21 protein-coding genes and 1 tRNA gene are annotated in these 21693 nt (G+C 63.0%); all 22 read right to left on the reverse strand.

The annotated features are described in order from the left end of the window. Positions 1-20: 20 nt before the first annotated feature. The 22 genes from JKL45_RS05855 to plsX all read right to left on the reverse strand — a co-directional run bounded on the left by JKL45_RS05855 (position 21) and on the right by plsX (position 21589). Complete coding sequence (locus tag JKL45_RS05855; protein ID WP_201860180.1) at positions 21-1694, reverse strand: ribonuclease J; 1674 nt, start codon at positions 1692-1694, stop codon at positions 21-23. Continuing rightward, on the reverse strand, positions 1694-2524 hold the full coding sequence (locus JKL45_RS05860) for a biotin--[acetyl-CoA-carboxylase] ligase (RefSeq protein ID WP_312896915.1): 831 nt from the start codon (positions 2522-2524) through the stop codon (positions 1694-1696). The genes JKL45_RS05855 and JKL45_RS05860 overlap by 1 nt, the downstream gene beginning before the upstream one ends. A 2-nt stretch (positions 2525-2526) precedes the next feature. Continuing rightward, a complete protein-coding gene (gene nuoN / locus JKL45_RS05865; RefSeq protein ID WP_201860181.1) occupies positions 2527-3966 on the reverse strand; it encodes an NADH-quinone oxidoreductase subunit NuoN in 1440 nt (479 codons plus the stop codon). A 7-nt stretch (positions 3967-3973) separates the two neighbouring features. Then, complete coding sequence (locus JKL45_RS05870) at positions 3974-5485, reverse strand: NADH-quinone oxidoreductase subunit M (RefSeq protein ID WP_201860182.1); 1512 nt, start codon at positions 5483-5485, stop codon at positions 3974-3976. Continuing rightward, entirely contained in the window at positions 5486-7528 is a 2043-nt protein-coding gene (nuoL, locus tag JKL45_RS05875) for an NADH-quinone oxidoreductase subunit L (RefSeq protein ID WP_201860183.1), read from the reverse strand. A gap of 29 nt (positions 7529-7557) precedes the next feature. Beyond that, positions 7558-7866, reverse strand: a complete 309-nt coding sequence (gene nuoK / locus JKL45_RS05880; protein ID WP_036353841.1) for an NADH-quinone oxidoreductase subunit NuoK — start codon at positions 7864-7866, stop codon at positions 7558-7560. A gap of 11 nt (positions 7867-7877) precedes the next feature. Next, positions 7878-8492: an NADH-quinone oxidoreductase subunit J gene (locus JKL45_RS05885; RefSeq protein WP_201860184.1), complete on the reverse strand. Its 615-nt coding sequence runs from the start codon at positions 8490-8492 to the stop codon at positions 7878-7880. Between the two features lie 136 nt (positions 8493-8628). Further along, positions 8629-9117 carry an NADH-quinone oxidoreductase subunit NuoI gene (gene nuoI, locus JKL45_RS05890; RefSeq protein ID WP_201860185.1) on the reverse strand — a complete coding sequence of 163 codons (489 nt, stop codon included), beginning with the start codon at positions 9115-9117 and terminating at the stop codon, positions 8629-8631. 12 nt (positions 9118-9129) lie between these two features. After that, positions 9130-10155 carry an NADH-quinone oxidoreductase subunit NuoH gene (gene nuoH / locus JKL45_RS05895; protein WP_201860186.1) on the reverse strand — a complete coding sequence of 342 codons (1026 nt, stop codon included), beginning with the start codon at positions 10153-10155 and terminating at the stop codon, positions 9130-9132. Positions 10156-10167: 12 nt separating this feature from the next. Further along, positions 10168-12246 carry an NADH-quinone oxidoreductase subunit NuoG gene (gene nuoG, locus JKL45_RS05900; protein ID WP_201860187.1) on the reverse strand — a complete coding sequence of 693 codons (2079 nt, stop codon included), beginning with the start codon at positions 12244-12246 and terminating at the stop codon, positions 10168-10170. Between the two features lie 8 nt (positions 12247-12254). Then, positions 12255-13556 (reverse strand): NADH-quinone oxidoreductase subunit NuoF, encoded by a 1302-nt coding sequence (gene nuoF, locus JKL45_RS05905; protein WP_201860188.1) that lies wholly within the window; start codon positions 13554-13556, stop codon positions 12255-12257. 14 nt (positions 13557-13570) lie between these two features. Beyond that, on the reverse strand, positions 13571-14629 hold the full coding sequence (gene nuoE, locus JKL45_RS05910; protein ID WP_201860189.1) for an NADH-quinone oxidoreductase subunit NuoE: 1059 nt from the start codon (positions 14627-14629) through the stop codon (positions 13571-13573). 114 nt (positions 14630-14743) lie between these two features. Beyond that, the gene (locus JKL45_RS05915) at positions 14744-15934 is read right to left on the reverse strand and encodes an NADH-quinone oxidoreductase subunit D (RefSeq protein ID WP_201860190.1); all 1191 of its coding nucleotides are present in this window, start codon (positions 15932-15934) and stop codon (positions 14744-14746) included. A gap of 20 nt (positions 15935-15954) precedes the next feature. Continuing rightward, positions 15955-16557 carry an NADH-quinone oxidoreductase subunit C gene (locus JKL45_RS05920; protein ID WP_201860191.1) on the reverse strand — a complete coding sequence of 201 codons (603 nt, stop codon included), beginning with the start codon at positions 16555-16557 and terminating at the stop codon, positions 15955-15957. Between the two features lie 14 nt (positions 16558-16571). Then, on the reverse strand, positions 16572-17156 hold the full coding sequence (locus JKL45_RS05925) for a NuoB/complex I 20 kDa subunit family protein (RefSeq protein ID WP_201860192.1): 585 nt from the start codon (positions 17154-17156) through the stop codon (positions 16572-16574). After that, on the reverse strand, positions 17147-17512 hold the full coding sequence (locus JKL45_RS05930; RefSeq protein ID WP_201860193.1) for an NADH-quinone oxidoreductase subunit A: 366 nt from the start codon (positions 17510-17512) through the stop codon (positions 17147-17149). The genes JKL45_RS05925 and JKL45_RS05930 overlap by 10 nt, the downstream gene beginning before the upstream one ends. 173 nt (positions 17513-17685) lie before the next feature. Further along, a complete protein-coding gene (locus JKL45_RS05935) occupies positions 17686-18159 on the reverse strand; it encodes a low affinity iron permease family protein (RefSeq protein WP_201860194.1) in 474 nt (157 codons plus the stop codon). Positions 18160-18295: 136 nt separating this feature from the next. After that, positions 18296-18372: transfer RNA gene (locus JKL45_RS05940), tRNA-Asp, on the reverse strand. Positions 18373-18525: 153 nt separating this feature from the next. Then, positions 18526-19026 carry a MerR family transcriptional regulator gene (locus tag JKL45_RS05945; RefSeq protein WP_201860330.1) on the reverse strand — a complete coding sequence of 167 codons (501 nt, stop codon included), beginning with the start codon at positions 19024-19026 and terminating at the stop codon, positions 18526-18528. 20 nt (positions 19027-19046) lie between these two features. Continuing rightward, positions 19047-19358: an integration host factor subunit alpha gene (locus tag JKL45_RS05950; RefSeq protein ID WP_009491113.1), complete on the reverse strand. Its 312-nt coding sequence runs from the start codon at positions 19356-19358 to the stop codon at positions 19047-19049. A gap of 126 nt (positions 19359-19484) precedes the next feature. Beyond that, entirely contained in the window at positions 19485-20462 is a 978-nt protein-coding gene (locus JKL45_RS05955; RefSeq protein ID WP_201860195.1) for a beta-ketoacyl-ACP synthase III, read from the reverse strand. A 92-nt stretch (positions 20463-20554) separates the two neighbouring features. Continuing rightward, positions 20555-21589 carry a phosphate acyltransferase PlsX gene (gene plsX, locus JKL45_RS05960; RefSeq protein ID WP_201860196.1) on the reverse strand — a complete coding sequence of 345 codons (1035 nt, stop codon included), beginning with the start codon at positions 21587-21589 and terminating at the stop codon, positions 20555-20557. Positions 21590-21693: the final 104 nt, after the last annotated feature.

Here is a 21693-nt window from a genome sequence, read left to right on the forward strand (position 1 = left end):
CCTCAAAGGCCCTGCAGCCCTTAGGCCTCGATCACGAGAACATGGCAGGCGGGCTTCTTGCCCCATTCCTGATTCACGGCCGCGCGGACGGCCCGGTGGACGGCGTTCTCGACAGCCTCAGGATCCCGGCGCTTGGCTTTCGGCAAGCCGTCGAGCAGGTCTGCCACCGTGTCGGCAATGATGTCGGTCAGGTCCCGGCCCTGCCGGTTCTTGTCCGGCAGGCCCATGGCGTCGATCACCGGGTCGCCCACGAGCTCGCCCCGGTCGTCAATGGCGATCGCAACCGTTACAATGCCGGCGAATGCGAGCTTGCGGCGTTCCGGCAGCGCCCGGTCTCCAGCGCCGATCACGATATTCCCATCGCGGTAGAGACGCCCTGCCGGGATGTTGTCGACGATCTCGGCCGGGCCGGGAGAAAGGCGCACGAGGCTGCCGTTCTTCGCGCGGATTACCTCCTGCACACCCTGCTGGCGCGCGAACTTGGCGTGCTCGCTCAGGTGCAAGGGCTCGCCATGAGCTGGGATCGCGATGCGAGGACGGGTCCACTGGTACATCTGGGCAAGTTCGCCCCGGCGTGGATGTCCGGAGACGTGAACGAGCTCCGTCCGGTCGGTGATGATCTCGATTCCCTGGTCGATGAGGCTGTTGATGATGGAGCCTACCGCCTTCTCGTTGCCCGGGATGGCGCGAGAGGAGAAGATCACACGGTCGCCGGCGGAGAGAGCGATATCGGGATGCTCATCCTGGGCGATGCGAGCCAGGGCGGCGCGGGGCTCTCCCTGCGAACCTGTGAGAATGGCGACAACCTTGTCGCGTGGCATGTAGCCGAAACTGTCCGCTGAGCGGAACTCTGGCAGATCATCGAGGTAGCCGCATTCCTTCGCCACATCGACGACCCGATCCATGGCGCGGCCAACCACAATCACCTCGCGCCCGCATTCCCGTGCAGCCTCGGCGACGGAGCGGATGCGAGCCACGTTGGACGCGAAGGTCGTGACGGCGACCCGGTGCGGTGCATCCTTGATCAGGGCAGCCAGGTTCCGCGAGACATCGGCCTCGCTGGGGCTTGTGCCCTCGCGCACCACGTTGGTCGAGTCGCAGACGAGAGCCAGAACCCCCTCATCGCCGAGAGCACGGAACGTCTCCTCCGACGTCAGGCTGCCAAGATAAGGGGTGCTGTCGAGTTTCCAATCGCCGGTATGGACTACGAGGCCGTGCGGCGTCCGGATGGCCATAGCATTGGATTCCGGAATCGAGTGAGCGACCGGCACGAACTCGATGTCGAAGGCGCCGAGCTTCAGGCGCTGACCCGGGACGATCTCGTTGAGATTGACCTTCGGTGCACCGGGCTCCGACAGGCGGCGTGTCTCCAACAGTCCAATGGCGAACTTGGTGGCATAGACGGGCGCCTCAAGGCGCGGCCACATCTCGACGAGAGCGCCAATGTGATCTTCGTGGGCATGGGTGATGAAGATGCCCAGAAGGTTGTGGCGCTCTTCCTCGATGAAACGCAGATCCGGATAGACGACATCAATGCCAGGCAGATTCTCCTCGCCGCCGAATCCCATGCCGCAATCGACCAGAATCCATTGGCGGTCGTTCTCCGGCCCGAAGCCGTAGAGGGCAGCGTTCATGCCGATCTCGCCGAGACCGCCGAGAGGGAGAAAAACCAATTCGTCCTGGTGAGATGCCATTAAGATTGAGACCTTTTCGTGCCAGCGCTCGGCTTGGCTATATCGTGTAGCAAATTGGGAAAATAAAGGTCGCCGGCGTCGATGAGTTCCACACCGTCGGTGCCTTTGAGCTGCAGGCGGCCGAACCGGTCGAGTCCGTCGAACACACCTCGCTTGTCGCCTGAGGGCAGACGGAGAGTGACCTCCTGCCCCACCCCGGCGGCACGTTCGAGCCAGAGCCTGCGAATGACACCAAAGGGATCGGATACATTCATGCGCGACGACGCCCGCCAAGCCGCAAAGGTCCTGGCGAAGGCGGAAGAGAGGGCAAGGAAAACCTGGTCGCGGGTCAGGCTTTCCTTCACCTGCTGCAGGCTTACTGCGGGATATGGGGTCCCGGACGGTGCAAACGACACGTTCACCCCGAAGCCGATCACGATGGCGAGCGGCCCCTCTGGCTGAAGCCTGTGCCCTTCCAGGAGAAGGCCTGACACCTTAGCCCCATCGAGCAGAAGATCGTTCGGCCACTTGAGGGCGAGCCGCGGGGCACCAACACCGGTGACCGCCTCGACCGCCTCGTGGAGGGCTAGTCCGGCCACGAAACCAAGCTGCGGCGCAGAGGCCACTTCGCAGGGATCGATGAGCAGAAGGCTGGCGTAGAGGTTGCCTTGAGGCGACGACCATTGCCGGCCGTGCCGCCCTCTGCCCGCAAGCTGCTCAGCGGCAGTGATCCAGAGCTGACCTGGATCGCCGGACCGGGCTGCCTGTAGGGCGTCGTCGTTCGTCGAGCCTGTCGCCTCGAGGGAGAGCAGCCTGTATCTGGCGGACTCGGTCTCGGGCGACAGATGCACGATCAGAACAGGGAGCTTGCGGCGGTACGCGCAGCCGCCACCAGCGGCGCCGGAACGATACCGAAGAGGACGACGAAGATGCTGCAGAGGGCGAGAACCAGCTTCACGCCCGCAGGCATGGCATCGTAGCGCTCGGCCGGCTCATCGAAATACATCACCTTCACAATGCGCAGGTAATAATAGGCGCCGACGACGCTCGTCACCACGCCGATGATGGCGAGGGCCACCAGGTCAGCCTCGATGGCGGCGTTGAACACCGCGAACTTGGCGAAGAAGCCAGCGAGCGGCGGAATGCCGGCGAGCGAGAACATCATCATGCCGAGGCAGAAGGCGAGCACCGGGTGGGTGCGTGCCATCCCGGAGAGGTCGTCTACCGTTTCGTACATGACGTTGCCGCGACGCATGCCGAGGATCACCGCGAAAGTGCCAAGCGTCATGGCCAAGTAAATCGCCATATAGACGATGACACCCTGGATGCCCTCAGCCGTGCCGGCCGCGAGCCCGATGAGCGCATAGCCGACGTTGCCGATGGAGGAGTAGGCCATCAGGCGTTTGATGTTGCGCTGGCCGATCGCCGCAAAGGAGCCGAGCGCCATGGAGGCAATCGAGATGAAGACGATGATCTGCTGCCACTGGATCAGGATGCCCGGGAAGGCATCGATGAACACGCGGGTTGCCATGGCCATGCCAGCCATCTTGGGAGCAGCGGCGAAGAAGGCGGTAACCGGCGTCGGCGAACCCTCATAGACGTCGGGCGTCCACATGTGGAACGGCACGGCGGAGATCTTGAAGGCAATGCCGGCAGCCACGAAGACGAGACCGACGATGGCCCCGATGCTCACATTGCCCTGCAGAACCGTAGCGATGACCGGAAACGAGACGCTGCCGGAGAAGCCGTAAACCAGTGAAGAGCCGTAGAGCAGCATGCCGGACGAGAGAGAGCCCAGCACGAAGTATTTCAGACCGGCCTCGGTCGAGCGGACGTTGTCCCGGTCAAAGGCGGCGATGACATAGGACGACAGGCTCAGCAGCTCAAGACCGATATAGAGAGCGATCAGATCGTTGGCCGAAATCACCATCATCATGCCGATGGTCGAGAGGATGATCAGGATCGGGTATTCGAACCGGCTGATACCCTCGCGGCGCATGTAGTCCAGCGAGAGGATGACGCCTCCGGCAGAGGCGATGAGCGTCAGGGCCTTCATGAACTTGGCGAACCCGTCGATCACGAAGGAGCCGCCCATGGTCTCGACACGTTCGCTCGGCAGCATCAGCACCGCCACGAAGGTGACGGCGAGAAGCGCCAGGGCGATGATGTTCATGGCATAGCCAGGACGCTCGCCGCGGATGGCGCCGAACAGGACCATGACGAGGGCTCCGGCGGCCATGAGAATCTCTGGCAGCACGGGGCCGAAAGCGGGAATGGTGAAGGCGGGGTTCATCGTAACCTCAGTGTGCAACGGCCGCTGCCGTCTTCACGGTAGCGAGCGCGGCCTGAACGTTGTTGAGAAGCGATTCCGTCGGCACCGCAAAGGCGTCGAGAATCGGACCTGGCTGCACGCCGTAGTAGATGATGAGCAGGACGAGCGGCGCGAAGGTGATGATTTCACGACGATTCAGATCGGTTATCGTCTGGAGCGCCGGCTTGTCGATCTCTCCGTAGACCACCCGCCGGTAAAGCCAGAGCGCGTACGCCGCCGAGAGGATCACGCCGGTGGTGGCGAAGAATGCCACCCAGGTGTTGGACCGGAAGGCTCCCATCAGGGTCAGGAACTCGCCGATGAAGCCCGAGGTGCCTGGGAGGGCCACATTGGCCATGGTCAGGATCAGGAACACCACCGCATACATGGGCATCCGGTTCACTAGGCCGCCATAGGCCTTGATCTCGCGGGTATGCATCCGGTCATAGATCACGCCGACGCTGAGGAAGAGCGCGCCGGAGATGAGGCCGTGGGAGATCATGGTGAACATGGCACCCTGGATGCCCTGCTCGTTCATGCTGAACAGGCCCATGGTCACGAAACCCATATGCGCCACCGAGGAATAGGCGATGAGCTTCTTGATATCCTCCTGCATCAGGGCGACCAGCGAGGTGTAGATGATCGCAATGACCGAGAGGGCGAACACCAGCGGGGCGAAATACTCCGAAGCCTCCGGGAACATCGGCAGCGACACACGGATGAAGCCGTAGCCGCCCATCTTCAGCAGGACGCCGGCCAGGATCACCGAGCCCGCGGTGGGCGCTTCCACGTGGGCGTCCGGCAACCACGTGTGGACCGGCCACATGGGCATCTTCACCGCAAACGAGGCGAAGAAGGCGAGCCAGAGCCAAGTCTGCAGGTTCGACGGGAACTTGAACGCCAACAGGGTCGGAATGTCGGTGGTGCCCGCCTGCCAGTACATGGCCATGATGGCGAGCAGCATCAGCACGGAGCCGAGCAGCGTATAGAGGAAGAACTTGAAGCTCGCGTAGATGCGACGCTTGCCGCCCCAGATGCCGATGATGAGGAACATCGGAATGAGGCCGGCCTCGAAGAACAGGTAGAACAGCACGAGGTCGAGGGCGCAAAACACGCCGATCATCGTGGTCTCGAGGACCAGGAAGGCGACGAAGTATTCCTTCACTCGGTGCCCGATCGATTCCCACGAGGCCAGGATGCAGAACGGCATCAGGAAGGTGGTGAGCAGGATCAGCGGCATGGAGAAGCCGTCGACGCCGAGCTTGAAGCGAATGGTGTCGGTCAGCCACACATGGCTTTCCACGAGTTGGAACGAAGCCGTTGCCGTGTCAAAGCGCGACCAGGCGACGAGCGAGAGGAGGAAGGTCGCAATCGTCGTAGCGAGCGCCGCCCAGCGTGCGTTGGAGCGAGCAGCCTCGCTGTCGCCGCGCAGGGTCAGGATGAAGGCCGCTCCAACGAGCGGCAGGACCAGAAGTCCGGAGAGGATGCCGAAGCCGAGCATTTAGTGGGCTCCCCTGAAAAGGTAGAAGGTCACGAGAGCCGCAACGCCGATCAGCATCGCGAAGGCATAATGGTAGACGTAGCCGGTCTGCACCCGCACCACGCCGCGCGTCACATCCATGACGCGGGCGGAGATGCCGTCAGGCCCGAGGCCGTCGATGATCCGCTGGTCACCTGTGCGCCAGAAGAAGCGGCCAATAGCCATGGCGGGACGCACGAAGATCGCGTCGTAGAGCTCGTCGAAATACCACTTGTTGAGCAGGAAGCGGTACAGGATCGGGTGATCGGCCGCGAGCTTCGCCGGCTGCTTGGTGTCGAGGATGTACATGTAGTAAGCGAGAGCCAAGCCGAGGGCCATCATAATCGACGGCAGGAGCGGCACCCAGCCCGGGAGGTGGTGCATCTCTTCCAGGATGTGGTTTTCGGGACGGGTGAACAGGGCACCCTTCCAGAACTCCTGGTAGCCTTCGCCGATGAAGGCGTCGTGGAAGACGATACCGGCCACGACCGCCCCAATGGCGAGCACGATCAACGGCAGCAGCATCACCAGCGGGCTCTCATGAGGCGTATGGTCCCCATGGTGGCCATGTTCGTGCTGGGCGTGATGCGCCGGCTCCGCATCGCGGCTGTGATCGTCATGCTCCACACCCTCGTGGACGTGCGGGGCGTGAGCCGCATGGCCATGGTGGCCGTGACCCCAGCGCGCGGTGCCCTCGAAAGTGAGGAAGAACAGGCGCCAGGAGTAGAAGGAGGTCATGAACGCGGCCACGACCGTTGCCAGGAAGGCGAAGGAGCCGGCGGTCGAATGAGCCGCGTAGGCTGCCTCGATGATGGCGTCCTTCGAGTAGTAGCCGGCCGTGAACGGGAAGCCGGTCAGGGCCAGATTGCCGATGAGCATCATGGCCATGGTCATGGGGATGTAGCGGCGCAGGGCCCCCATATGGCGCATGTCCTGCTCATGGTGCATGGCATGGATCACCGAGCCGGCGCCAAGGAACAGCAGGGCCTTGAAGAAGGCGTGCGTGAACAGGTGGAACACGCCGGCGCTGTAGGCCCCGACGCCGAGCGCCACGAACATGTAGCCCAGCTGCGAGCAGGTCGAATAGGCGATGACGCGCTTGATGTCGTTCTGGACCAGACCGACGGTGGCGGCGAAGAAGGCCGTGATGCCGCCGATGACGGTGACGACCGTCAGAGCTGCCGGAGCGTATTCGAAGATCGGCGACAGGCGGGCGACCATGAACACGCCCGCGGTCACCATGGTGGCGGCGTGGATGAGGGCCGAGACCGGGGTCGGCCCTTCCATCGCGTCCGGCAGCCAGGTGTGGAGCAGGAACTGCGCCGACTTGCCCATGGCGCCCATGAAGAGCAGCAGGCAGGCGATGGTCAGGGCATGCCACTCGATCCCGAGGAAGGTGAAGTTGGCATTCGCCAACTCGGCCACGCGCGGGAAGATCGCGTCGAAGGTCACGCCGTTGAAGAGGACGAAGACCGTGAAAATGCCGAGCAGGAAGCCGAAATCGCCGACGCGGTTGACGATGAAGGCCTTCATGGCCGCCGCGTTGGCGGAATCCTTCTGGTACCAGAAGCCGATGAGCAGATAGCTCGCCAGACCCACGCCCTCCCAGCCGAAGAACATCTGGATGAGATTGTCGGCCGTCACTAGCATGAGCATGGTGAAGGTGAAGAGCGACAGGTAGGCGAAAAACCGCGAACGGTGCGGATCCTCGTGCATGTAGCCGATGGAGTAGAGGTGCACGAGCGCCGAGACGGTGTTGACGACCACCAGCATCATGGCCGTCAGCGTGTCGATTCGGAACGCCCAGTCGACCTGAAGGTCGCCGACCGACATCCAGTGGGCCACCTGAACCCGGTTGGCTCCATCGCCGAAGCCGACCTGGATGAAGGACACCCAGGAGAGGACGGCCGCCACGAAGAGCAGCCCCGTCGTGATGATCTCGCTCGGCCGAGGGCCGAGTACACGACCGAAGATGCCTGCGATGAGGAAGCCGACGAGCGGCAGGAAGACGATTGCGTGATACATGTGCGTTTACTTCGCCGATCGTGCGGGCGTTAGCCCCTCATCATGTTGACGTCTTCAACCGCGATGGAGCCGCGGTTGCGGAAGAAGACCACCAGAATGGCCAGCCCGATGGCTGCCTCCGCCGCCGCCACCGTAAGGATCAGCATGGCGAAGACTTGGCCGACGATGTCGTTCAGGTGGGTCGAGAAGGCCACCATGTTGATGTTCACGGCGAGCAGGATCAGCTCGATGGACATCAGGATGACGATCACGTTCTTCCGGTTGATGAAGATGCCGAACACGCCGAGCGTGAAGAGGACGGCGGCGACGGTGAGGTAGTGACCCAGTCCGATAACCATGGCGTGCCTCCTTAGATGCCCTGGCGGAAGGGAACCTTCCGCACCTCGACGGCGGTTTCCTGCGTCCGGGCGTTCTGCTTGGAAATGTCCTGGCGCCGTACGCCGACACGCTCGCGCAGGGTCAGGACGATGGCGCCGATCATGGCGACCAGCAGGATCAGGCCGGCGGCCTGGAAGAAGTAGAAGTAGCGGGTATAGAGCACCTGGCCGATAGCCTCGGTGTTGGTCATGACGTCGGCGGACGGGATCGGCACCTGCGGAGACCGGACGAGACCCGGGTCGATGGTGTAGGTGCCGACCACGAGGATCAGCTCCAGCAGGAGGATGAGCCCAATCAGGCCGCCGATGGGCAGGTACTGCAGGAAGCCCTGGCGGAGTGCTGCGAAATCCACGTCGAGCATCATGACGACGAAGAGGAAGAGCACCGCGACCGCGCCCACATAGACGATCACCAGGATCATCGCCAGGAACTCGGCCCCCATCAGGAGGAACAGGCCCGCCGCATTCACGAAGGCCAGGATGAGGAACAGCACCGACTGCACGGGATTGCGGGAGGCAATCACCATGAAGCCGGACGCGATCGTGATCGTCGCGAACAGATAGAAGAAGGCGGCGGTAACCGTCATGCTCAGTTCAAGCCGCACAAGGCGGCCCCTTCCGACGTGGCCCCGGACAATCCGGCGGCCTGTCTATAAATTCCGAATCCGGCGGGGACAACCCGCCGGAGCTGCCTGCCCCTGCCCTCACGGACCAAAGGCGCTCTTACCGGTAGGGGGCGGTCTTCGCGAGGTTCTTCGCGATCTCGCGCTCCCAACGCTCCCCATTCTCGAGAAGCTTGGCCTTGTCGTAGTAGAGCTCCTCGCGGGTTTCCACGGAGAACTCGAAGTTCGGCCCCTCGACGATTGCGTCCACCGGGCAGGCTTCCTGGCACATGCCGCAATAGATGCACTTCACCATGTCGATGTCGTAGCGGGTCGTGCGGCGGGTGCCGTCGTTGCGGCGCGGACCGGCCTCGATGGTGATGGCCTGGGCCGGGCAGATGGCCTCGCAGAGCTTACAGGCGATGCAGCGCTCTTCCCCGTTGGGATAGCGCCGCAGGGCATGCTCGCCGCGGAAGCGAGGCCCGCGGTGGCCCATCTCAAACGGGTAGTTGAGGGTCGCCTTCGGCTTGAAGAAGTATTTCACCGTCAGGATGAAGCCTGAGATGAACTCCTTCAGCAGGAGGGATTGGGCAATGCGGTCGAGCTGCATGGCCAGTCTCCTTTAGCGGACGCCCGGCGCATTGCCGGTCGCCATCAGGATAGCCGCCACGATCACGACCATGGCAAGCGACAGAGGCAGGAACACCTTCCAGCCGAGGCGCATGAGCTGATCGTAGCGGTAGCGGGGAACCAGGGCTTTCACCATGGCGATGAGGATGAAGAGGAAGCTCGCCTTGAGCACGAACCAGATCACGCCCGGAACCCAGGTGAAGGGCGCGAACGGGATCGGCGATAGCCAGCCGCCCAGGAACAGGATCGTGCCGAGGGCGCACATGGTCATGATGGCCACGTACTCGCCGAGCATGAAGAGCAGGTACGGCGTGGAGGAATATTCCACCATATAGCCGGCCACGAGCTCGGACTCGGCCTCCGGCAGGTCGAAGGGTGGGCGGTTCGTCTCGGCCATGGCCGAGATGAAGAACACCACGAACATTGGGAAGAGCGGCAGCCAGTACCAGCCCAGGATGCCGAGGCTGCTATTCTGCGCCTCTACGATGGCCGAAAGGTTCAGGGTGCCGGCGCACATGAGCACCGTCACGATCACGAAGCCGATCGACACCTCGTAGGACACCATCTGGGCCGCCGAGCGAAGCGCGCCGAGGAACGGGTACTTCGAGTTAGAGGCCCAGCCGCCCATGATGACGCCGTAGACGCCGAGCGACGAGATCGCGAAGATATAGAGGATGCCCACATTGATGTCGGCGATGGCCCAGCCGGAATTGAGCGGGATGACCGCCCAAGCTGCCAACGACAGGGTACACATCAGCAGCGGCGCCAGCAGGAACATGCCCTTGTTGGCCGGCGCCGGGATGATCGGCTCCTTCAGCACGAATTTGAGCAGGTCGGCAAAGGACTGGAACAACCCCCAGGGACCGACCACGTTCGGGCCGCGCCGCAGCTGAACGGCGGCCCATACCTTACGGTCGGCATAGAGCGCGTAGGCGATGAAGATGAGAAGCGCGACCAGCATGAGCAGGCTCTTGCCCAGCATGATCGCGACGGCGAGGAGGATATCCCCAAATTCCATGATCCGTTCCTCTTACTCAGCCGCCTCGAGCTTCAGCTCACGGGCGAGCGCGGAGCACTCGGCCATGACGCCGGAGGCGCGGGCAATGGGGTTCGTCAGGTAGAAGTCCTTTACCGGGCTCACGAAAGGCTCGCGCCCGAGGGTGCCGCCGATATTGGCGAGCGCCTGGATGGCGGCAAAGCCGTCAGCCGGCTGAACCGTCTCGACCGCGGCGAAATGCGGATAGGCCGCATAGAGCTTCGCCCGCAGGGCGTTCAGCGAGTCGAACGGCAGGCGATGGCCCAGCACGTCGGAGAGCGCTCGCAGGATGGCCCAGTCCTCCCGCGCTTCGCCTGGAGCGAAGGCGGCGCGGTTGGCGAGCTGGACCCGGCCTTCCGTGTTCACGTAGGTGCCGGACTTCTCGGTGTAGGTCGCGGCCGGCAGGATCACGTCGGCACGGTGCGCACCACGGTCCCCGTGAGTGCCCTGGTAGATCACGAAGGTCCCGGGAGCGATGTCGATCTCGTCTGCGCCGAGATTGAACAGCACGTCCACTTCGCCCTGCGCCATGGTCTGAGCATTCAGGCCCCACTCGCCCGGCACGAGGCCGAGATCGAGGGCGCCGACGCGGGACGCGGCGGTGTGCAGAACCGAGAAGCCGTTCCAGCCGTCCTTCACCGCGCCCACGTCACGGGCGAGCTGAGCGACAGTGGAGAGAACCGCCAGACCGTCCGGACGGGAGAGTGCACCCTGCCCCACGATGATCAGCGGACGCTCGGCGCCACGGAGCTTCTCCATGAAGCTGTGGCGGCCAGCAGTGAGTTCGGACAGCGTCTCAGGCCCTGCGCCGAGATACTCGTAGGGGTAGGTGAGGTCCGCATGCTCGCCGATCATGGCGATCGGCGGCGGAGCCGCGCGCCAGCGCTTGCGGATGCGCACGTTCACGAGCGAGGCCTCGATGCGCGGGTTCGAGCCCACGATCAGGATCGCGTCCGCATCCTCGATGCCGGAGATGGTGGTGTTGAACAGGTAGGAGCCGCGGCCATAGACCGGGGTCAGCACGCTGCCGTCCTGGCGGGCGTCGATATTGGTGACGCCGAGGCTCTCCATGAGGAGCTTCAGGGCGTACATCTCCTCAACGGCGGCGAGATCACCCACGATGGCGCCGATGCGCTTCGTGTCCGTGCCCTTCACGCGGCTGGCGATGGTGGCGAACGCCTCCTGCCATGAGGCGGGACGCAGGCGGCCATTCTCCCGCACGAAGGGGCGGTCGAGGCGCTGGAGGCGCAGGCCGTCCACGATCTGGCGGGTCTTGTCGGTGATCCACTCCTCGTTCACCGCCTCGTTCACGCGCGGCAGGATGCGCATGACCTCGCGGCCACGGGAATCGACCCGGATTGCGGAGCCAACCGCATCCATCACGTCGACGGAATCGGTCTTGGTGAGCTCCCAGGGACGATAGTGGAAGGCCTCCGGCTTGTGGGTCAGAGCGCCGACCGGGCAGAGATCCGCCACGTTGGCCTGCAGCTCGGAGCCGAGGGCCTTCTCGAGATAGCTCGTGATCTCCATATCCTCGCCCCGCCACAGGGCGCCGAGATCCGGCACGCCGGCCACTTCGGCCGAAAAGCGCACGCAGCGGGTGCAGTGAATGCACCGGTTCATGGAGGTGCGCACCAGCGGGCCGAGATACTTGTCGGTCACCGCGCGCTTGTTCTCATGGAAGCGGCTGGTGTCGACGCCGTAGGCCATGGCTTGGTCCTGCAGGTCGCACTGGCCGCCCTGGTCGCAGATCGGGCAGTCGAGCGGGTGGTTGATGAGGAGGAACTCCATCACCCCTTCCCGCGCCTTCTTCACCGTCGGCGATTTGGTGGAGACCTCAGGCGGCTCGCCGTTCGGCCCCGGACGGCAGTCGCGCACGCCCCAGGCGCAGGAGGCGACCGGCTTCGGCGCGCCCTTCACCTCGACGAGGCACATGCGGCAGTTGCCGGCGATCGAGAGCCGCTCATGGTAGCAGAATCGCGGAATTTCCGCCCCGGCCGCTTCGGCGGCCTGGAGCAAAGTGTATTCCGCAGGAACGTCGACCTCGACGCCATCAACGATGATTTTCGCCATCTTCAATCTCACTCCGCCGCGATCATGACGGATTCGGAATGCGGGTTCGCCGCGTAATCGTCGATCCGCTTCTCGATCTCATGACGGAAGTGGCGGATCAGCCCCTGGACCGGCCATGCCGCTGCGTCGCCGAGCGCGCAGATGGTGTGGCCTTCGATCTGGGTCGAAACTTCGAGGAGCATGTCGATCTCGCGCTTCTGGGCGCGACCTTCGGCCATGCGGGTGAGCACGCGCCACATCCAGCCCGTACCTTCGCGGCACGGAGTGCACTGGCCGCAGCTCTCGTGCTTGTAGAAATACGCGAGGCGGGCAATGGCGCGCACGATATCCGTGGACTTGTCCATCACGATTACGGCGGCTGTGCCGAGACCGGACTTCAGGTTCCGCAGCGTATCGAAATCCATATAGGCGTCGGCGATCTCATGAGCCGGAACGATCGGCACTGAAGATCCGCCGGGGATGACGCCGAGCAGGTTGTCCCAGCCGCCGCGAATGCCGCCGCAGTGGCGGTCGATCAGCTCGCGGAAGGTGAGGCCCATGGCCTCCTCCACGTTGCAGGGCTTGTTAACATGCCCAGACACGCAGAAGAGCTTGGTGCCGACGTTGTTCGGACGGCCGATGCCGGAGAACCAGGAGGCGCCGCGGCGCAGGATCGTGCCGGCCACCGCGATGGACTCGACATTGTTCACGGTCGTCGGGCAGCCGTAGAGGCCCATATTGGCCGGGAATGGCGGCTTCAGGCGCGGCATGCCCTTCTTGCCTTCCATGCTCTCGATGAGAGCCGTCTCCTCGCCGCAGATGTAAGCGCCTGCGCCGTGGTGGACGTAGAGGTCGAAGGGATAGCCGTGGATGTTGTCCTTGCCGATGAGCTTGGCCTCGTAGGCCTCGTCCACCGCCCGCTGGAGCGCATGGCGCTCGGCCACGTACTCGCCGCGGATGTAGATGTAGGCTGCATGAGCGCCCATGGCGAAGGAGGCCAGAAGGCAGCCTTCGACGAGAAGATGCGGATCGTTCCGCATGATCTCGCGGTCCTTACAGGTGCCCGGCTCCGACTCGTCGGCGTTCACGACCAGATAGTGCGGACGGCCGTCCGACTGTTTGGGCATGAAGGACCACTTGAGGCCCGTGGGGAAGCCTGCGCCGCCACGGCCGCGCAGACCCGACGCCTTCATCTCGTTGATGATCCAGTCGCGGCCCTGCTCCAGGAGGAACTTGGTTCCGTCCCAGGCGCCGCGCATCTGCGCAGCCTTGAGATCCGGCGAATGGAAGCCGTAGAGATTGGTGAAGATACGATCTTTGTCCTGAAGCATTCCCGATCACTCCATCAGGACGTCATGTTGTCTTTGTCGACGGTCACGCCTGGCTTGCTCTCGCTGCCGTCGCGGCGTGTCTCGGCTTGGGCAGGCGGCGTGCCGGCTTCCGGAGTCGTCGGGCTGTTTGGCACAGCCTCGCCGTCCTTGGTCGGGGATGCCACATAGGACTTGCTGCTCTGCGGAGCAGGCCTCGCGCCCTCTTCCGTATGCGACTTGCCCTTGGTCGCCGTCGACGGATCGGCGGCTTCCTTGCGGTCCGCCGGATTGATCGGCGTCTCGCCTTCCTTAGCGCGCGCCGCAGGGGTATCCGCGACAGGGCTTTCGATGGCGCGGCCCGCCGTAGGCTTGGCGGCCTTGGCTTCCTGGGGAACGCTCGCCATGGCGGCGGCATTCTCGCCGGTCTCAGCAGCCTTTGCCTGCTCATCGAAGCGCTTGCGCCAAGCGCCGACGAGCGAGCCGTCGTAAAGCGTCGGATCCTGCAGGGTGTTGACGGCCTCGAAAGGCTCCGACCGGATGCGGCCGATCTGCGAACCCGTCTTTACGGGGCGGCCCGCCGCAAGGTCGTCGAGAAGCTTCTCGAAGTTCTCGGTCGTCAGGTCTTCGTAGTAATCATCGTTGATCTGCACCATCGGGGCGTTGGAGCAGGCGCCAAGGCACTCCACTTCCAGCCAGGAGAAGGCGCCGTCGGCAGAAACATGGTTCTGCTCGCCAACACGGCTCTCCAGAACCTTCCGGATGTCGCCTGCACCGCGCAGGACACAGGGCGTCGTGCCGCAGAACTGGATGAAATACTTTCCGACCGGCTCGAGGTTGAACATCGTGTAGAAGGTTGCCACCTCCATCACGCGGATCACCGCCATGTCGAGCTTCGCGGCCACGGCCTCGATAGCCTTGCGCGGCAGCCAGCCGCCCGCCTGCTCCTGAGCCTTGCCCAGCAGTGCGATCACGGCCGAAGCCTGCCGACCCGGCGGATACTTGGCGATTTCCTTGTCCGCAAAAGCCTCGGTCTCTGGGGAGAGAACGAAGCTCTGGGGCTGCATGTCTTCAGGCGCGAGCTTACGAACGGCCATACACTCTTCTCCTCATCGTCATGGCCGGGCTTGAGACCTGGCCATACGACTTGAACCATTTCAGCACGCTTCAAAGAGCGTGGCTTCCTGCTCCGGCGACGGGGCAGGTATTCCTTAGCGGTCGACCTCACCGAACACGATGTCGATGGAACCCAGGACGCCTGCGACGTCAGCCAGCATGTGGCCGCGACACATGAAGTCCATGCCCTGCAGATGGGCGAAGCCCGGAGCACGGATCCTGCAGCGATAGGCCTTGTTGGTGCCGTCCGACACGAGATAGACGCCGAATTCACCCTTCGGGGCTTCCACAGCGGCATAGACCTCGCCCGCCGGGACGTGGAACCCTTCCGTGTAGAGCTTGAAGTGGTGGATCAGCGCTTCCATCGAGCGCTTCATGTCCTTGCGCGAAGGCGGAGCGACCTTGCCGTCGAGCGTCGTCACAGGCCCCTGCCCGTCCGGCGCACGCAGCTTGTCGAGGCACTGGCGCATGATGCGGACGCTCTGGCGCATCTCTTCCATGCGGATGACCTGACGGTCGTAATTGTCGCCGTTCAGGCCCACGGGAATGTCGAAATCCATTTCCTCGTAGAGGGAGTACGGCTGCGACTTGCGCAGGTCCCAGGCTACGCCGCAACTGCGGACGATAGGGCCGGAAAAGCCCCATTTCCAGCAATCATCCAAGGTTAGAACGCCGATATCGACGTTACGCTGCTTGAAGATGCGGTTGCCGATCACGAGAGTGTCGAGATCGTCCAGCACCTGCAGGAACGGATCGCAGAAAGCCTCGATATCGTCGATCAGCTCCGGCTGGATGTCCATGTTGACGCCGCCGGGCCGGAAATAGTTGGCATGCATCCGCGAGCCGGAAATCCGCTCGTAGAAAATCATGAGCTTCTCACGCTCCTCGAAGCCCCAGAGAGGCGGCGTGAGCGCGCCGACGTCCATGGCCTGCGTGGTCACGTTGAGAAGGTGCGAGAGAAGACGTCCGATCTCGGAAAAGAGGACGCGGATCAGCTCGGCGCGGCGGGGCACCTCGATTCCGAGGAGCTTCTCGACCGTCATGCAGAAGGCATGCTCCTGATTCATCGGAGCGACGTAGTCGAGCCGGTCGAAATAAGGATTGGCCTGAACGTAGGTCTTGTACTCGATCAGCTTCTCGGTGCCGCGGTGAAGCAGGCCGATATGCGGATCGACGCGCTCGACCACCTCACCGTCCAGCTCCAGCACGAGGCGCAGAACGCCGTGTGCCGCCGGGTGCTGCGGGCCGAAATTGATCGTGAAGTTGCGGATATTATGCTCGCCCATGGTTCGCCCTTTCCGCTCCTTTAAGCCTTGGCCTTCTCGTCGCCCGGCAGCACGTAATCCGTGCCTTCCCAGGGCGAGAGGAAGTCGAAGTTGCGGAATTCCTGATTGAGCTTCACGGGCTCGTAGACCACGCGTCCCTGCCCATCGTCGTAGCGGACCTCGACATAGCCGGTCATCGGGAAGTCCTTGCGGAGCGGATGCCCCTCAAAGCCGTAGTCCGTGAGGATGCGGCGCAGGTCCGGATGGCCTGAGAACAGGATGCCGTACAGATCGTATGCCTCGCGCTCATACCAGTTGGCCGCCGGGAAGAGGCCTACGAGCGAGGGAACCGGCGTCGCCTCATCGGTCATCACCTTCACCCGGATGCGCCGGTTATGGTGCGGCGCCAGGAAGTGGTAGACCACATCGAACCGCTCCTCGCGCGCCGGATAATCCGCGCCGCAGATGTCGATGAAGCAGACGAACCGGCATTGCGGGTCGTCCCGCAGGAAGGTCACCACCTGCACGATCTCCTCGCGACGGGCGACAATAGTCAGCTCGTCGAAGGCGATCGCACGCTCCACGACAGTTGCGCCGAGGGACGAGGCGATATGGTCGCTCAGGGCTTGGAGCTCAGCACTCATACAATGACCTTTGCTCAGCGCTCGATGGTACCGGTACGGCGGATCTTCTTCTGCAGAAGGAGCACGCCGTAGAGGAGTGCCTCAGCCGTGGGCGGGCAGCCCGGCACGTAGATGTCGACCGGCACGATGCGGTCGCAGCCACGAACCACGGAGTAGGAATAGTGATAGTAACCGCCGCCGTTGGCGCAGGAGCCCATGGAGATGACGTAGCGCGGCTCCGGCATCTGGTCGTAGACCTTGCGGAGCGCGGGAGCCATCTTGTTGGTGAGCGTACCGGCCACGATCATCACGTCCGACTGACGGGGTGAGGCGCGGGGCGCGAAACCGAAGCGCTCGGCATCATAGCGCGGCATGGACATCTGCATCATCTCGACGGCGCAGCAGGCCAAGCCGAAGGTCATCCACATGAGCGAGCCAGTGCGTGCCCAGGTGATGAGATCCTCGGTCGAGGTGACGAGAAAGCCCTTGTCGGACAATTCCTCGTTGATGGAGACGAAGTAAGGGTCCGTCGAGCCGACCGGCTTGCCGGTGTTCGGGTCGATGATGCCGCGCGGAGCGGGAGCGACCATGGTCGACTGGTTGTCGGAGATCAATCCCATTCGAGGGCTCCCTTCTTCCACTCGTAGATGAAGCCGACCGTCAGAACTCCAAGGAAGATCATCATGGAGGAGAAGCCGAACCAGCCGAGATTCCCGAACGTAATGGCCCAGGGGAACAGGAACGCCACTTCGAGGTCGAAGATGATGAAAAGGATGGCGACGAGGTAGAACCGTACGTCGAACTTCATGCGGGCATCGTCAAACGCATTGAAGCCGCACTCATAGGCGGACAGCTTCTCCTGGTCAGGGCGGCTATAGGCGACGATGAACGGCGCCACGAGCAGCGCGACCCCGATCAGGAGCGAGACGCCGATAAAGATGACGAGAGGCAGGTAGTCGGCGAGGAGATTCGTCATACGACACCTAGAAGGACAGGAATCCGGCCCGGGGCCGGCAATCTGCAACGCATTTAAGCCTCAGAAAGGCCTAAAACACCCCCCTGCGACATCACGCTGATTGCGCCGGAGCCTTAGCTGAGATCCCCTTCCCTGACAAGTGTTTGCACTGCCGCAAAAAGAACCATTCCAAACTAGGATGTAGCTTTCTCGGCCGCATGGGCCGCCTTCCGGTTGGCTGCAGCCTCGGCGCGGCTCGCGGCAGTCTCCGCCTTGGCTTTCGCCTCACACTTGGCCCGAATCTCGTCCAGCTCTTCCTGAGTCAGATGTTCGATACCGATAAACACGTTCTGAGCCGCGCTGGCCCGGATCAGTTCATCAAGCTTGGCCTGAATCGCAGCTCCGTCCCGGTTTTGGGTGTTCTGGATCAGAAACACCATCAGGAAGGTAATGATGGTTGTCCCCGTATTCACGATCAGCTGCCAGGTGTCGGAGAAACCGAAGAAGGGACCTGAAAACGCCCAAACCAGGATCACCAGGAGGCAAAACCCGAAGGTGATCGGGCGGCCGGTAACCTGAGCGACCCAATTGGAAAAACTCGTGAACCATCTAGACGTCGACATGGAGGAGCCTCGCGCTTTCCTCCTCATAACGTCCAGCTTCGCCAAACCATTCCAGTTCGAGGGGAGAATGCATGGCCAGAGGCGCCATTTCGAGCAGTCCACTGGACTGACTCTGGGCCAATAGCACCCGCACGAGCCCTGAGGGTTCGCCTTGGTTCTGATCTTTGGAAAAGGGGAGAAGTGGCGCGGGCGACGGGGCTCGAACCCGCGACCTCCGGCGTGACAGGCCGGCACTCTAACCGACTGAGCTACGCCCGCGCATCGGACCGCCGAAGCGGTGTGGGTGCGGTTTAAGAGCCGCCCATCCCCCTGTCAAGGGTGCAAGGCATTCATTTTGGATTGCTTTGCGAAAAGGCTCATAATGCAGGCCCGGTTGCCGCCCGAAGCCGGATGGCGGTTGCCCGGTGGCTGCTATTCCACCACGACAGCATCTCCAGAGCTCCTCAAGGAGGTCAGTACCCGGTCGCATTCATAGAGCTCTTCCAGAGCTCCTTGGAGCCCGCGGAGCGCCTCATGCGACAGTTCGCGTTGCGACGGAAGCGGGAGATCGTCCTCCTCGGGCAATGAACTCTCGGAGGGTGAACCATCCTCATCGGGATGGGCACCGTTGTCCTCGGGCTGAAGCGCCGCGAGACTCTGCTCGCCCCGGCCGATGCCCTGGACGAAGCGGCCCCCCTCCTCCTTCAGGATCCGCTGAACCCCCTTGATCGTATAACCTTCGCCGTAAAGCAGATGGCGGATGCCCTTGAGCAGGTCCACGTCATCCGGACGGTAGTAGCGGCGCCCACCGCCGCGCTTGAGAGGCTTGATATGGTTGAACCGGGTCTCCCAGAACCGCAGCACATGCTGGGGCACGTCGAGATCGTCGGCGACCTCGCTGATCGTGCGGAATGCGTCGGGGCTCTTGTCCATGACGCCGCTCGCCATCCGGATCAATCCTCGCCTTCGAAGGTCTCACCGTTGATATGCGCCTTCAAGACATTCGAAGGCTTGAAAACCATGACCCGGCGAGGGTCGATCGGAACCTCGACCCCGGTCTTAGGGTTGCGCCCGACGCGCTCGCCCTTGCTGCGCACGATGAACGAGCCGAAGGAGGACAGCTTGACGGTCTCGCCGGCGGCCAGCGAGTCGCAGATCTCAGCCAAGACCCGCTCCACCAGCTCCGCTGATTCCGTCCGCGACAGGCCCACCTTCTGGTAAACCGCCTCGCTTAGATCCGCTCTCGTTATCGTTTTGCCAGCCATTGAGCTCCCCAGCGCACTTGAGTTCGTTGGTCCTGTCGTCCTTTGACGACGCTATGCAGATGGCTCCCTACGGTCAACCGCCAAGGTACGAATGACCGATACCACCAGAGTTGAATTGCCTCGATCTTACCAGCGGATCAAGGCGCTTCCCCAGGTGAAGCCACCCCCGATCGCCTCGATCATCACGAGGTCGCCATCCTTGATCCGGCCATCTCTTCGGGCTGTGTCCAATGCCAGCGGGATCGAGGCAGCCGAGGTGTTGCCGTGCTTGTTGACGGTGATGACCACCTTCTCCGGGGCAATGCCCAGCTTGTCGGCGCTTGCGGTGATGATGCGTCGGTTCGCCTGGTGCGGCACGAACCAGTCCAGCTCCTCGGCGCTTGTGCCCGTCGCCTTGAAGGCGTCCTGCACCACGTCCGCCACCATGCCGACGGCGAACTTGAAGACCTCGCGGCCCTCCATCTTGAGCACGCCGGTGGTCTTCGTGGAACCCGGACCGCCATCCACATAGAGCTTGTCCCGATACCGTCCGTCGGAACGGAGGTGGGACGTCAGGACCCCGCGGTCGGCGGAGGTGCCCTCCCCCTCCTGGGCTTCAAGCACGAGGGCGCCCGCGCCGTCGCCGAAGAGCACGCAGGTGGTGCGGTCGTTCCAGTCGAGGATCCGCGAGAAGGTCTCCGCCCCCACCACGAGAGCACGCTTGTGCGAGCCGGATTGCAGGAACTTATCGGCGGTGGCCACGGCATAGACGAAGCCCGTGCAGACCGCCTGCAGGTCGAAGGCCATGCCATGGGTCATGCCGAGGCCGGTCTGGATCATGGTGGCCGTCGACGGGAAGGTATAGTCGGGCGTCGAGGTCGCGCAGATGATGAGGTCGATGTCGTTGGCCGTAAGCCCGGCATCGGCCAGGGCTGCTTCCGCCGCCTTGATGCCGAGAACCGACGTGGTCTCGTCGTCCTCGGCGATATGCCGCTCTTCGATGCCGGTCCGCTGCACGATCCAGTCGTGAGAGGTATCAACCAGCTTCTCGAGATCCTGGTTCGTCAGCTTGCGCCTCGGCAGATAGGAGCCGACGCCGCGTACGATGGAACGGGTGCGTTTCAAGATGCGCCTTCCTACAGCATGATCCGGACGAGTGGAGACCCGTTGCCCGAAAAGATCATGCTATTCCAAAAAGTTAAGAGCATTCCTATGCTCTAGACAGTCTGCCCGACCGGATCATGATCGAGCATGCTCCGGATTGTGTTCATCAGTTCAAAGTGCGCCATGTCATAGGCGACATCGATGGCGCTGGCGAAGCCGAGATCGTCGGTTCCGCCGTGGCTTTTCACCACAACTCCCTCGAGGCCCAGAAACACGCCTCCATTGACCTTGCGCGGGTCCATCTTGTCCCGGAGAGCGTTAAAAGCCTGTTTCGCGAAAAGGTAGCCGATCTTGGCCATCAGGGTCCGGCTCATGGCCGACCGAAGATACTGGCCGATCTGCTTGGCGGTGCCTTCGGCCGTCTTCAGGGCGATGTTGCCCGTGAACCCTTCTGTCACGACCACATCGACTGTTCCCTTGCCGATATCGTCCCCTTCGACGAAGCCGCGATAATCGAGGTTCGGGAGGCTCGTCTCCTTGAGAATCCGACCGGCCTCCTTGACCGCTTCGATTCCCTTGATCTCCTCCGTGCCGACGTTGAGGAGCCCAACGGTCGGACGCTCGAGATCGAAGACGATCCGGGCCATAGCGGCTCCCATGATGGCCATGTCGACCAGATGCCCCGCATCGGCGCCAATCGTCGCCCCCACATCGAGCACGATGCTCTCGCCCCGCATGGTCGGCCACATGGCGGCAATTGCCGGGCGCTCGATATGCGCCATGGTTTTCAGGCAGACCTTGGCGGTCGCCATGAGGGCTCCGGTGTTGCCGGCCGACACCGCGGCATCCGCCTCCCCGTCACGGACCGCCTGCACGGCACGCCACATGGAGGACTTGCCCCGCCCCATGCGGATGGCCTGGCTCGGCTTCTCGTCCATGGAGATCGCCATATCGGTATGCCGCAGCTCCGTGGCCGCCTTCAGCCTTGGGTGCGCATCCAGCAGAGGCGCGATCACCGTCTCATTGCCGAACATCAGGAAGCGCAGGTCGGGGTGGCGCTCCAAGGCCAAGGCAGCGCCTGGGATCACAATGGGCGGGCCGTGGTCGCCTCCCATCGCATCAAGCGAAATACGCACCGGCTTCGGCATGAACGGTTGTTCTTTCTTTTAAGTCATTCAACAGGGGGCGAAAAATAGCGGTTTGCGGGGGCTCCGCAACTGAATTCTGAACCTCCTGGAGAAGGTCGGCAGGC

The organism is Microvirga soli (assembly GCF_016734765.1).
In the GTDB taxonomy this organism is placed as follows: Bacteria; Pseudomonadota; Alphaproteobacteria; order Rhizobiales; family Beijerinckiaceae; genus Microvirga; species Microvirga soli.